The organism is Rhizobium sp. LjRoot258 (assembly GCF_964254185.1).
Classification (GTDB): Bacteria; Pseudomonadota; Alphaproteobacteria; order Rhizobiales; family Rhizobiaceae; genus Rhizobium.
Genome location: NZ_CAXUST020000002.1, coordinates 1552438 through 1565094 on the forward strand (window position 1 = coordinate 1552438; position 12657 = coordinate 1565094).

9 protein-coding genes are annotated in these 12657 nt (G+C 57.7%); 1 reads left to right on the forward strand and 8 read right to left on the reverse strand.

Annotated features, from left to right (window positions below; all coding sequences use genetic code 11):
• Nucleotides 1-8: 8 nt before the first annotated feature.
• Nucleotides 9-1010 (reverse strand): LacI family DNA-binding transcriptional regulator, encoded by a 1002-nt coding sequence (locus tag ACSQ9D_RS28085; RefSeq protein WP_436285078.1) that lies wholly within the window; start codon nucleotides 1008-1010, stop codon nucleotides 9-11.
• Between the two features lie 153 nt (nucleotides 1011-1163).
• Between ACSQ9D_RS28085 and ACSQ9D_RS28090 the strand changes: the two genes are divergently transcribed.
• On the forward strand, nucleotides 1164-2528 hold the full coding sequence (locus ACSQ9D_RS28090; protein ID WP_436285079.1) for a Xaa-Pro aminopeptidase: 1365 nt from the start codon (nucleotides 1164-1166) through the stop codon (nucleotides 2526-2528).
• Between the two features lie 49 nt (nucleotides 2529-2577).
• On the opposite strand, the gene ACSQ9D_RS28095 is transcribed toward ACSQ9D_RS28090, so the two are convergent.
• The 7 genes from ACSQ9D_RS28095 to ACSQ9D_RS28125 form a co-directional block, all read right to left on the reverse strand.
• A complete protein-coding gene (locus ACSQ9D_RS28095) occupies nucleotides 2578-2832 on the reverse strand; it encodes a DUF2934 domain-containing protein (RefSeq protein ID WP_436285080.1) in 255 nt (84 codons plus the stop codon).
• 116 nt (nucleotides 2833-2948) lie between these two features.
• Entirely contained in the window at nucleotides 2949-3362 is a 414-nt protein-coding gene (locus tag ACSQ9D_RS28100; RefSeq protein WP_436285081.1) for a VOC family protein, read from the reverse strand.
• A 7-nt stretch (nucleotides 3363-3369) separates the two neighbouring features.
• Nucleotides 3370-4467, reverse strand: a complete 1098-nt coding sequence (locus tag ACSQ9D_RS28105; RefSeq protein WP_436285082.1) for a Gfo/Idh/MocA family protein — start codon at nucleotides 4465-4467, stop codon at nucleotides 3370-3372.
• Between the two features lie 10 nt (nucleotides 4468-4477).
• The gene (locus tag ACSQ9D_RS28110) at nucleotides 4478-5488 is read right to left on the reverse strand and encodes a Gfo/Idh/MocA family protein (RefSeq protein WP_436285083.1); all 1011 of its coding nucleotides are present in this window, start codon (nucleotides 5486-5488) and stop codon (nucleotides 4478-4480) included.
• Nucleotides 5489-6127: 639 nt separating this feature from the next.
• Nucleotides 6128-7327 (reverse strand): IS256 family transposase, encoded by a 1200-nt coding sequence (locus ACSQ9D_RS28115; protein WP_112649826.1) that lies wholly within the window; start codon nucleotides 7325-7327, stop codon nucleotides 6128-6130.
• Between the two features lie 444 nt (nucleotides 7328-7771).
• Nucleotides 7772-9700 (reverse strand): glucosaminidase domain-containing protein, encoded by a 1929-nt coding sequence (locus ACSQ9D_RS28120; protein WP_436285084.1) that lies wholly within the window; start codon nucleotides 9698-9700, stop codon nucleotides 7772-7774.
• Nucleotides 9701-9857: 157 nt separating this feature from the next.
• A complete protein-coding gene (locus ACSQ9D_RS28125; RefSeq protein WP_436285085.1) occupies nucleotides 9858-12014 on the reverse strand; it encodes a hypothetical protein in 2157 nt (718 codons plus the stop codon).
• Nucleotides 12015-12657 lie beyond the last annotated feature (643 nt).

The window sequence follows — 12657 nt, forward strand, 5'->3', positions numbered from 1 at the left end:
CTGTTTCATTAGGCGGTCAGGCGTGGAACGAAACGTGTCGGCACAGTGACAGGCGGCTGACCCGGTCTGAAATTGCCGGGACTGGCAACGGATTCGACGATATGTCGGACATAGAGCGACTTATCGTAGCCGATCGACGATATCGGATAGGCGTCAAAATCGGTCAGCGACAGATTGTCGAAGCCATAGAGCCGGAATCGCGACGGCCGACCGCCGGGAAAATCGGAACGGCACACGTCAAGAATGCCCATCGCCATCGCATCGGATGTGCAAAAGACGGCGTCGGGACAATCGGCGTCGGCTAACGCCTTGGCGGCGGCATGCCCGCTTTCATAGGAATAATCACCCTGGACCGTTTTAAGCAGATTGATCCCGTAACGCGAAAAGGCCTCTTGAAACGAGCGGATCCGTGCCTGCTCGACCGGGGACGACGCGCGCCCGGTGACGAGCCCGGCGGTCCGCACGGTCTTCGACGCGGCATCGGCGACGGCTTCGGCGATGCCGGCACGCTCGTCCGGGATGATCACGGGCGAGAACTCGTCGTGAAGGCCGTTCAGCATGATCACATGATCCGAGCGGAACATGTGACGGACGGTCGGTGCGTCGGCAAAATCGGAAAACACCAGCGCGGCATCCACATGGTAGGCAACGCCATTGCGCAGGAACTCTTCCACGCGTGCGACCGAGCCGATGCGGATCAGGATGACCTGCTTGCCGATCATCTGGACTTGATCGATGAGCCGGTCAAAAAGATCGAGGTCGGAGAGATCGTGGATGTGGTTGACCACGACGGCAACGAGATTGACCGTCTTGGTGGTCAGGCTCTGGGCCAAGAGGTTCGGCTTGTAGCCGAGGCTGGTGGCGGCGGCGATCACGCGCTCTCGCTTCTCGGACGACACCGGGCGTGGTTCGTTGGAAAGCGCCCGGCTTGCCACGGCCCGCGAGACACCGGCCAAGCGCGCCACATCGGCAATCGTGGGAGGAGCACCGCGGCTATCGTCGTGATTCATGATCGTGAGCTTTCCACCTTCGAAAGCGTGATAGCGCAGTGTCGTGTCTTTCGGCTATGCTAATCTTTCGTTTCCTGGCCGCTGGCCGACTGCCATACACGGTTTTTGTGCTTTTCATCTTTGTTTGACTTTCGTTTTGGTTGGAGGAACCGCATGTCCATCGCTCTTGCGCCTGTTGCATTGCCGGATTTCGGCTCGCTCGGGACGCACCCACAAATTCCGTCGGCGACTTACGCCGCGCGAGCGGACGCGGCCTTGAAAGCTGCCGGCACCGACTGGCTGGTTGTCTATGCCGATCGCGAGCACTTCGGAAACATCATGCATCTCTCCGGCTTCGAGCCGCGTTTCGAGGAGGCCCTCCTGCTTCTTGGTCCGGGCAGCCGTCGCGTGATCATCACCGGAAACGAATCCGAGAGCTATACGGCGATTGCCGGTCTTGGCGGCATCGAGGTGCTGCGCGCGCAAACTTTCAGCCTCATGGGACAGGACCGCAGCCAAAACCCGCGGCTAAGCGATCGGCTGCGCGATGCGGGAATAAAGGCTGGGGATTCTATCGGCCTGGTGGGCTGGAAATATCTCTCGGTAGACGAGGACGAGGAGTCCGCCCAGAGCTTCTTCGTTCCGCATTTCATCGTCAACGCGCTTCGCCGGTCAATTGGTCAGTCAGCGGAACTGATCGACGCGACGCCCGTGCTCATGCATCCGCAAACCGGCCATCGCGCGATCGTCGATGTCGATCAACTCGCGGCCTTCGAATGGGCCGCCGTGCGCTGCTCGGAGGCACTCTTCAGGATCGTTGCCGGTGTTCGGGTGGGAGATACGGAATTCGAGGCTGTGGGTCGCCTCGGCTATGAAGGGGACCCGGTAAACGTCCACACGATGTTTGCCTCCGTCAGCGTGGGCGAGACCATCATCGGCCTGCGAAGCCCGACCGCGCGCCGCCTGAAGAAGGGCGACGGCGTAACGACGGCACTCGGCTATTGGGGAGCGCTGTCTTCCCGCGCCGGCCTCCTCACCGATCATGACGCGGCATTCCTGACGCCCGCAAAGGCCTATTTCGAAGCCTTGATCACCTGGTATGAGACGGCCGATATTGGCGTGACCGGCGGCGATCTGTACTCCGCCGTCACCGAGAAGCTCAAATCCGCGGGTCTCAACTCAGCGCTTAATCCCGGCCACCTTGGCAGCCATGAGGAATGGCTGCATTCGCCAGTACGGCCCGGCTCGATCGAGCGCTTGCGATCCGGCATGCCGTTCCAGGTCGATGTCATTCCGGTGCCGATGCCAGCCGGTTGGGCTCTCAACTGCGAAGACATGGTAGCCTTTGCGGATGCCAGGCTGCGCGAGGAGATACGCCAACGCTATCCTGATATGTATGTGCGCATTGCCGCGCGGCGTAGTTTCATGAAGGACAAGCTCGGAGTGGTCATCTCCGACAACATCCTGCCGCTCTCTTCCACACCGCTCTATCTGCCACCATTCTGGTTGCAGTCAGACAAGGTTCTCGTCCGGGAATGATCTGCGTCGTCGGCGCCTGAGCAGCGACCATCAGGCGCCGGATCGTCTCTCATGCAGACGCTTTTCGTCCGTCTGCGGCAACATCGTTGCCGTCCTCAACGTCTATCGAACGCATCAGTTTGCCCATCGCCCGGAGGCGCTCGATTAGGTCGCTGCCGTCAACGGAGGCGCGGGTAAGCTCGAGTTGCTGATATTCGCGTGCCGCTTGCTGCCAATGGTCGCCGCTGCGACCGTCCGGCCGCCCTTCGGCTTCCCAGAGCGCATAGGCGCGCTGATTGATCCAGTCGTCCTTGCTGCGTGACATGCCAACCCCCAGCCGTGAAGGAATGTATCGTCTCCTTCAGGCTGACAAATGGGCATTACCGAGTGGTTACCGCAGCGCGGAAATTTTGATCTGCTGGCCGATATATTTTCGGCAGATCAGGACCGCTTCAACGCGTGGCGGCGCTCGGCGATCTCGACAATGATACCGTCGGGGTCGCGAAGGAATGCGACCCTGTCAAGCATTTCCGAATTGACCGCAGGGCGCGGCCTCTCCTTGATCGCGACGCCTGCCGCTTCCAACTTTGCAAAGCTTTCGTCGACGCTCTCGACAAGGAAGGTAACATGCAGCACGCCTGATGTAGCCGGCGGCAGGTCTGGAGCACGCGCCGCGCCTGCGGGCGGAGCGAAGATCTCCAGCATGCCGCCGCCGGCATCGAGGAAAGCCACTTCTGTGCCATTGGTCATCGTCTTGCGCAGATGAAGGCGCAGACCGAGAAGGTCGCAATAGAAGGCAAGCGACCGGTCCATGTCGCCGGTCACCATGCCGACATGCTCGAAGCTTCTCACCATTTCCGCCTCAGCCTCCAGCGGCCTGACGTCGCTCTTCTTCCGGCAACCAGGAATGATAGAGCGGATGATCCGAGAGGATCGGCAGTTTCGTCGGCACGCCGGTGCGCTGCGAATGATAGGCGGCGGTGACAAGCTCAAGCGAGTTGCGGGCATCTTCCAACGTCACCGGCGGCTCGCCGCCGGTCGTCAGCGCATGGTGGAAGAGTTCGAACTGTCTGGTATAGCCGTCTTCCTTGACGACATAGCCAGCAAGCGCGTCATCCACGCGTTTCTGATGCTCTTCCGTGCCAGCAACGAAGGTCCAGGGGTCGCGCCCCATCGTATAGGGCTCGACAATACTCTCGACGACGAGATCGGCGAAGCAGAACCGCAGACGAGAGATCTCCTTGCGGGAGCCGAGCGTCATCGACAGCGTCGCCAGCGAACTGTTCTTCATCTTCACTGACAATGCCGCCGTATCCTCGACCTGGATCTGATTTACCAGCGTCGCCCCGTAGGAGAAGATCTCGGCACATGCGCCATGGATATAGTTCAGCATGTCGTGCGCGTGGATCGCGTGGCCAAGCAGGCCGCCACCGAACTCGGTCGCCCATTTTCCCCGCCACGGGACGGCATAGTAATCCGGGCCGCGCCACCAATGGGTCTCGATCGTGGTCAGGAACGGGGTGCCGGTTAGGCCGAGATCTATCAGCATCTTCAGTTTCTGGAGTCCGGAACCATAGCGATACTGGAAGATCGGCATGAGCCTGGGGCCCTCGGCGCGCGCGACGATACGGGCCATCTCGTCCACTTCGGCGATCGAGCCGAACAGCGGCTTTTCGCAGATGACATGCTTTCCGGCCTCGATCGCTTTGCGGCACAGTTCGAAGTGCGAACTTGGCGGCGTGCAGATGTCGATGATATCAAGATCTGAGCGAGCAATCATCGTCTCGGCATTCTGCGTGTATTCAGGAATACCGAACTCTTCGCAAAGCGCCCTGCCGCGGTCCTCGTCCAAAGAGCAGAGAACAGCAACGTCAAACATTTCCTTGTTCCAGGAAAAGCCAGTCAGGTGGCGCGAGGCGATCCCCGCTCCGATGACGCCGACACGAAACTTCTTGGACATGGTGGCTTCCTCAGCGATGACCCAGGCGCGCAGCCCTTGATTGCGCTTCGAGCGAAAGGCGGCAGACCTCGTAGACATGAGCCTGGGACATCGCCGTCTCGCTGCGGTCGCGCACGTCGGCAGCAAAGGCATCGAAATAGTCGAGCCTCTCGCCGCTGCAATCGATGTGGCTCATCTCCTTGCCGTTGACGAGGAATAGATGGTCCTTGCCCGGGCGTCCGGCGATGTCGATATACTTGCGCAATTCGATATAGCCGTCGGTACCGAGAATCGTCAGGCGGCCGTCGCCCCAGGTCGGTAGCGCTTCCGGCGTGAACCAGTCGACGCGCACGTAGCCCGAGGCCTTGTCTGAACGCAGCAGGACTTCGCCGAAGTCCTGGAAGGCAGGCCTGTCCGGCATCCCGAAATTGCCGACCGAGCTTGCCACGACTTCGCCGCTCGTCGAACCCGTATAGAAGAGAAACTGGTCAACCTGGTGCGAAGCGATGTCGACGATGATGCCGCCGAATTTTTCCGGATCGAAGAACCAGTCCGGCCGCGTCGGCAGTTGCAGCCTGTGTGGTCCGATGCCGAGCGTCTGGATGACCGTGCCGATCGCCCCCTCGTTGACGAGCTTGCCAGCCTTGACGGCGGATCGCACGCAATGACGCTCGGAAAAGCAGATCGAAAAGATGCGGCCGGTCTCGGCGACGGCGCGCTTCACCTCTTCGAGCTGAGCAAACGTCGTCACACCGGGTTTGTCGGTCATCACGTCCTTGCCGGCCTTCATGGCTCGGATGGCCAGGCCTGCGCGGTCACGAGGGATCGCAGCGATGCAGATGACGTCGATCGACGGATCGGCGAAAATCGTCTCGCGGTCGATCTGTGGGGCTTCCGGATAGGTTCTCTGGAAAGCTTCCAACAGCGCCGGCACGGATGTCTGCGGGCAATAGCCGACGAATTCTGCACCCGCGGCAAGCAGGCCCTTCACGTGATCGAACGTATGTCCATGATCGATCCCGACGACCGCAAATCTCAACATAACAGCAATGCCTCCTCGGAAGTTTCTTGCGCCCCGCGTATGAGTCTTTGGGGGATTTTCTCATGTCGAACAGACAGCGAAACCTTAAAGCTGTCAAGCTTGGATGGACCGAACGATACCCAGAAAAGTTACCTACGTCATTGATATCACATAGTAAACACGTGTATCTAAACAGTTATTTATTTGCGCCCGTCGGTTCAGAAAGCAGTACCTGGCGATAAGCGCTAGAATCTTCCCTCTGCACGGTATCACGGTCAAAAAGGGCGCTTAGGGTCTTCCCGACGCTTTTGGGCTGCAACGATCGCCGGTGTAATCCCCTAGAAGAATACCCTGGATTTTCGAGGACGCCGGAGCTGCCCCTGCCCCATTGGGTGGGAGCAGTACGCAAACTGAATCCCATCAGAGGGGCGTCGCCCAGGGCAGACCTCTGCGGAGTATGAGCGTAGCGCCGCACCTCAGAATCTTCCCGAAGGGTTGTTGTGAGGAACAGACTGACGTATCAGCCCGGATCCAGGGTTCGGCGGCAACGATTGACAAAGTGTTAACGCGAATCTTTGCCGATTTCCGTCGATGGTGTCCCGATGGGTGGTGTAGCTCGCGCCTGATGGCCGTGCTTTCCGGCAAGGGCCGGAGGGGATATCAGCGTGCGACTGCAGGCAGGCTGATTTGCGGATCATCGCTCATCGACGCCATAGTCTCAAGTGTCATATACCTGGCCCGCTGAACGGCCCACTCATCGTTCTGTTCGAGCAGTAATGCGCCGACGAGACGGACAATGGCTTCGTCGTTGGGAAAGATGCCGACGACCTCGGTGCGGCGCTTGATCTCGCCATTGAGGCGCTCGATTGGATTGGTCGAGTGCAGCTTTGCCCGGTGCTCTTTCGGGAAAGTCATGTAGGCGAGCACATCCTCTTCGGCATCATCCATAATGGCGGCGAGCTTCGGCACTTTTGGTCTTATCTGGTCGGCAACATTGCGCCACTGCGTGCTGGCAGATTCCGCCGTATCCTGGGCGAATGCCGTGGCGATGAAGGCGGAGACGACACGCCTGCCGCTCTTTCCGGCATGCGCCAGCACGTTCCTCATGAAGTGAACCCGGCATCGTTGCCAGGTGGCGCTGAGAACCTTGGTAACGGCAGCCTTGAGTCCCTCATGGGCGTCGGAGACGACGAGCTTCACGCCGCGCAAACCTCGGCGCGTAAGCCTGCGCAGGAACTCCGTCCAGATTGGCTCGGCTTCGGATGTGCCAACTTCCATGCCCAGAACCTCGCGCCGGCCATCGGTGTTGACGCCAACGGCGATGATGACGGCAACGGAAACGATGCGGCCACCGCGTCTGACTTTCAGGTAGGTGGCATCGATCCACAGATAAGGCCAATCGCCCTCGATCGGTCTTTCGAGGAACGCCTTCACCTTGACGTCGATCTCTTCGCACAGGCGGCTTACCTGGCTTTTGGAGATGCCGCTCATGCCCATCGCTTTGACCAGATCGTCGACAGAACGCGTCGAGATGCCCTGAATGTACGCTTCCTGGATGACCGCGGTCAGAGCCTTCTCCGCCATCCGACGCGGTTCGAGGAAGCTTGGGAAATAGCTGCCCTTGCGCAGCTTCGGAATGCGAAGCTCGACCGTTCCGGCGCGTGTCTCCCAATCCCGGTCGCGGTAGCCGTTGCGTTGCGCCAACCGCATCGCATTCTTCTCGCCGTAGCCAGCACCGGTCGCACTGCCAACCTCCAGCTCCATCAGCCGCTCGGCCGCAAAGCCGATCATCTCACGCAACAAATCGGCGTCAGCACTCTTCTCAACAAGCGAGCGCACGTTCATCATATCGTCGGTCATCGGTGGTCTTTCCATCAGGTTGGTCTTGAACAACCCGACCCTACCGGAAAACACTGGTGACCACCGCTATCGAGCTACACCACTCCCTGGGACGTCATCATTTCCGTCGGGGTAGGCTGCTGAAGCGACCTTCGTTACAGCGGGCCGTCCTCTTCGCACGGCATGTCATTCCTAGACACCATTTTTGTTGTCGCAGTTTTCGCGAATCGCGAGAATCTTCTCCGTGCTGATCGCTTTGCTCGGCTACTCACAGATGAGAAGACATCTTCTTTCGCCCTTCAGCGGAACCGGTTCCGCTGAACAACCGACCGTGTCTGCCCGCGGGCAGTTTTCCCGCGCCTGAAGCTGAGTGGCGACACGCGAAGGTCACGCGTGTCGGTCAGGTGGATTTGAGATGCGAAATGTCCAAAGGTACTTGCGTGATGTCTATCACGCCGGAGCGGTTCAGCGGTTAAGATTGCTTCCCTCTCTGTGCTCCTCAACACGTGCTTGAGAGATCTTCGAGCCAAAGTAGTGGGCGAGGAGACCAATTCCAAGAGCGACTGCGGACCCACCGAATCCGGGAATGATGCTTGCCGCGATCGAGGCGATTACTTGTGCAACCGATTGCAAACCCGGGGCACCCTGCAGACCATTCGCGAGCAAGTCGAATACGGTGCGAAGAGGTTGGAGGGTGCTTGCGGTTGCCTGTCCAGCTATCAACGGCTGCAGCTTTGTGATCAGATCGGGAAGGTTTCCGGCGCTGACCGTCTTAAGCGCTTCAGCAATCAGGGGAGCACTTTTACGAAGCTCGTCGAGTATTGTAATCGAGTTTGGTGCCGTTGGATTGGCTAGGTAGGTCTGCAGCTGCGCAACAAAAGCGTCAAGACCAGGAACCGGCGTTGGGGACGCGCCGCTAGCCGTTACAACAGTGCTGTTCCCGATTCCGAGCGCTCCGAAAATCCCCGACATCCATCCAAGAAGCTTGGTTCGACGGGCTTCGATCACCGTTCTGGACCCCTCTTTTACCAGATCGGCCTCCGTGGCATTCACGCGATCACGGTCGAGGGGTCGAGCTGGCGCCTTGTTCAGTAGGGCCATAGTCGTACCGTCCGCCACCCCAGTCATGGGCAGGTTGTTATCCGCCTGGAAGGCTCCTACAGCCGCGCGTGTTAGGCTGCCGTATATGCCGTCGACCGCGCCGACACTGTAGCCGGTCGCCTTGAGCATTTGCTGCAGGGCGCGGACCGTTTCGCCCCTTTCTCCAAACCGAAGGATCACTGACGTAACTCCTGGGGTACCGGTGCTAGCTTCCTCAGGATGCACGGAGCTGGCATTTTCTTTGTCGTAAACAATCAGATCATGCTGGTTAATCAGACGCATAAGCTTCTTGCCGTAATCGGGGTCCGTGGCGTAGACGCCTGTGAGAGCGTTTGAAAAGGCCAAAGGGTCCTCTTTAACTGCCATCGCTTTCTTATAGTACGATGATGTGCCGAGAAGTCGCCCATGTTGCGAAAACGCTTCATCGAAATTGGCGAACTTTCTGAATCGTGCCGTTATGGTGACCCTCTTTCCATTTAGAACTTCGCCTGTCCGAGCAAGCACATAGGGTTCGTCGTTTCTAGCTTTGATCCCGAAGGGGTTGTTCGATCCTGGAGGCATTCGTTTTCCACCGGCGCTTTCAAGGATAAACTGCGCCAACGAGACCGAAGCCGGGACGCCCCAAATCCGATCAGATGCTTGAGCGGCCGTGATAACCCCCGCGGTAAGTCCAAGATCGGGCTGCTCGTTGACCGCGTCATCCGTCGGTGCCGAGAAGCTTCCGAATGTGTCCGCTTCTGCCTCCTCTTCCAATGCTCCGAGGCTAATCGCCGGTCGCCCTACGCTGTCCAGAGGCGGGGGCGGCGCCGTCTCGCTTCCCGACCAGCCAGCAATCGTCGCGGCTAGATTGTCAGCCCACGCCTCATCTCCAAGGGGCGGAAATTCTCCCCTGCGGAGCTTCTCTATCGTGGTGCCATTGTATTGAAGGTGAGGAAGCTCCCAGCTGAGAGGCTCAAGACTATTGGCAAGCCCAATTGCATGGAGCCGCTCCCACAACTTGCTAAATTTCCCTTTTGACGACCAGCTCCAATTCCCGTCGATGCGGAGAACGAAGTCCACCGCCAAACCGAATTGATGATACGAAGACCATGGACGGGCCTTCGTAACAATATCTCCAGGCGCGGTTCGGCCCTGGGCGAACAACATCCGTTGTCGCTGAGGAGAACGGTAGGCTTCGAATACCTGGAAGGGAATTTGCTCTGCCTGCAGCTGCGCTATCACTCGTTCGACAGCGTCACGTACGACAGGGTGAAGAACCCCTAGATCACTCTGGCGTGCAGAATCGGAAGACATAGTTTGCCCCTAGATTTGTAACCGATCTTTGCAAAGTTCCAAATAAACCGAAGGTCGTTCTGGTTCAGCTGAAGTCTAGTTCACGGGGAGAACCATGATCGACATCCCAAAGCTCTTTCCGCAGCAACGAAAATGCCGCCCGAAGGGACATTGGCATCTAAGGCTGTAGTAGTTTAACAAGCGCCCCGAAATCCTTGTTGTTTTGTTGCTCGCAACCCCGCTTTTCGCTTGCGGGCCTTATAGAGAGAAGGTCGTCAACCACGCGGCGAGCATTTTGAGAAAGCGCCCAGTTCATCGGGACTTCCATGGAACAAAGATCTATGGTGTAGACCTTCGTTTCGCTTTTTTGCTCAGCTTGGCTTGGGGCATATCTATAAAGAAGAGTCTTAAGTCGCTCTCCGTGTGCGCTGCGGCTCCGGTACAATCCTTGGACCGGCCCAAATAGATCCGGCGCGACTGTGGTGAGGCCGCCGTCGTTTCCTGGGCACCCAGATTTCACCGCTTGTCCACGGCAAGCTAATGGCACTGATGTGTGAACAATCCGGGCTCCCGTCTCGAAGGTATATGGTGGATTTATACCGTCATTAGAGATCAGCAAAAAAATGGGCTGAATGGCATCTTGTGCTGCCGGACCTCCTTTGGCTAGCATGATCTGCGCTAGCCCTCGAACTGTCTCTACCCCTGCGGCGTCGAAATAGCCGCCATCGACGATGTGCACCGAGCCAACGGCCTGAGGCATAGCGGGGTTTGAGAGTGTTCCGCTGGAGCTGATGTAAGGAAAACGGGCGCCGTTCAATATTGCGGTTGAGAGCCGCACATCCCGGCCCGCCACCAAGTGGAAATCCCAGGCGTCGACCGCGTCACCAAGCCGTATATTACCTGTCAGGATCGGCCGACCGTCTTCTTGTAAGGCGCCTCCGATGAACCACGCCGGGAGCCAGCCATGGGATGGCTCCATGGGCCAAAGAGATAAAAAATCGTTCTTGAGTAGGTCCTGGTCATCGCACGGAATGGCTCTGCATCGTGCTATCCATCCATCTTCCCATCCACGCTCCAAGGCCGCGGATCTGTCAGGTAAAAAAGATAGCGGTAAAAACCGCTGGGTCAGATCCGGGAACAGCATTCCCGCAAGTGCCGGGCTCAGATAATCTCGGCCGACAAAATCCGAGACGGCCTTCCTCAATGTTGTTTTGCCAGCAGCGATTTCAGATTTCGTTTTTTCATCATGGATGCTCGCCAAAAAACCGGCGACCCCGAGACTCCCACCAGAGATCGAGCTGATGGCAAAAACATGCTTTGAAAATTCGCCACGGGTTTCCATCTCTAACTGCGACAGAACTGCGGCGGTCCAATAACCGGCGCGTGAAGCTCCCCCCTCACTTGCTATGAGGATCAGTGGGATCGGTCTTGCCGGCAACGGGGGAAACTGGCTTCTCCACTTAACGTAGGCTTCCTGGAGCGACGGGCGACTGGCAATCGCGCGTTTCTGCAGTTCTGGATTGGAACTCGATAACCGAATTTCGTGGTTATCTACCCATAAGCTAAAGACCACTATCAGCAGTAGGAGGCTTATTCCAATGCGCAGGTGGAACCTGCCCCCGATGAGCAGCAGCGTAATTAGCAATGGGATGAGTAGAGCACATCCTGTTAGCACCACGGCTGCGGGGCCGAAAAAAACAGGCAGTGTAACAGGATCAATGGCAATTAGTGCCAATGTAATACTGGCGTACACAACACCGAACCAAAAAATAATCCGCCGCAGATTTCGCAATGGAACCGCTATTGCGGCAGCTGCGCGCTCGTTTCCGGTTCGTTGTAGGTGATCTGACGTACGCTGCATCGCTCGCGTTAGGGGAAGACGGGCCCATAATGTAATAAGGAAGGCAAGTCCGAGTCCCCCAAGGACCCATGCGAGCCACGCGGTTGCCGAACTGACTCGCCATAGGGCGATAAAGAGCAGCCCAAATGGAACAAGCCCTAACAGCCGAGGCGCCCAAGTAAGATAGAGCTTGTATGGCCACCGCTCGCGGGCACCAAACTCGGACTCAACAATCACGTGTGCCCAAAACCACGCTTGAAATGCGAGAACGACAACTGAGAGACAGAGCCAAAATACCTGACCGTTGAAACCAGTGTGATCAGGGCCGATATCGGTCACCGTCCGGAGAAGGTCTTGCCCTTGAGCCATCCAGGCTAGCACCGACCCCACGGCACCCGTGATCAACAATATTGGCACAAACCCGCGTGTCCGAAACAGTACGTCGGTCAGCTCTTTTAGACGAGCATGCCTTTCGGTTCGATCGACAGGGTCCATTGGACATACCCACGTTGGTACATGGTCATTTGGTACAGAGAATGCATTCGAGAAAGACCGCGCTATGATGCTGCAAACCGAAGAATACTGAGAGTCCTCTTGATATCCCGTCTAAAACGGACAGACTGATCTCAGTTGCGTCACAAATTTCCTCGGCTAATACTGTCATAATACACAACTTAGACTTTGTAAATTAGCTTTGTGTATTTCGCACGCAATGAGGATATTTCTTGAGTATTTTGTGATCTCGTCCTGCTGACAGCAATTTCCTTCGACTGCATCCTAAGGGTGATCAGACCTGCGACAAAGGCACAGGCCGAAAGCAAAGCATTCAGTGCACCAAAGGAATCTCCCCATTGCCTAACCGCTCGGCCTCCCAGTCTTTTCCGACTATTGCAACAAGCCAAGGGACCAGTGCCCACATGAACCAACCGATCAGAGCTACCGCCCCAGCGAAAACAAGTACAATTCGGTTCATAACCTCTCCAGTCTGATCGCAACTGAAAGGCGACCTTTCGATTCGACGCAAGGTGGATTGAGCGCTGGTTTTGACACATCTACGGAAACGTGCGGTCGACGTGGCCACCGTCCTCTCTCGCACGCATCTAGCCGATTACTTTGGTTGGCAGAATTGCGCTCTCGG

What these genes read in the sequence shown, in the direction of transcription:
- ACSQ9D_RS28115 (WP_112649826.1), bottom strand. Translation starts at nt 7,327, where the DNA reads ATGACCGACGATATGATGAACGTGCGCTCGCTTGTTGAGAAGAGTGCT.
- ACSQ9D_RS28125 (WP_436285085.1), bottom strand. Translation starts at nt 12,014, where the DNA reads ATGGACCCTGTCGATCGAACCGAAAGGCATGCTCGTCTAAAAGAGCTG.
- ACSQ9D_RS28085 (WP_436285078.1), bottom strand. Translation starts at nt 1,010, where the DNA reads ATGAATCACGACGATAGCCGCGGTGCTCCTCCCACGATTGCCGATGTG.
- ACSQ9D_RS28090 (WP_436285079.1), top strand. Translation starts at nt 1,164, where the DNA reads ATGTCCATCGCTCTTGCGCCTGTTGCATTGCCGGATTTCGGCTCGCTC.
- ACSQ9D_RS28105 (WP_436285082.1), bottom strand. Translation starts at nt 4,467, where the DNA reads ATGTCCAAGAAGTTTCGTGTCGGCGTCATCGGAGCGGGGATCGCCTCG.
- ACSQ9D_RS28120 (WP_436285084.1), bottom strand. Translation starts at nt 9,700, where the DNA reads ATGTCTTCCGATTCTGCACGCCAGAGTGATCTAGGGGTTCTTCACCCT.
- ACSQ9D_RS28110 (WP_436285083.1), bottom strand. Translation starts at nt 5,488, where the DNA reads ATGTTGAGATTTGCGGTCGTCGGGATCGATCATGGACATACGTTCGAT.
- ACSQ9D_RS28100 (WP_436285081.1), bottom strand. Translation starts at nt 3,362, where the DNA reads ATGGTGAGAAGCTTCGAGCATGTCGGCATGGTGACCGGCGACATGGAC.
- ACSQ9D_RS28095 (WP_436285080.1), bottom strand. Translation starts at nt 2,832, where the DNA reads ATGTCACGCAGCAAGGACGACTGGATCAATCAGCGCGCCTATGCGCTC.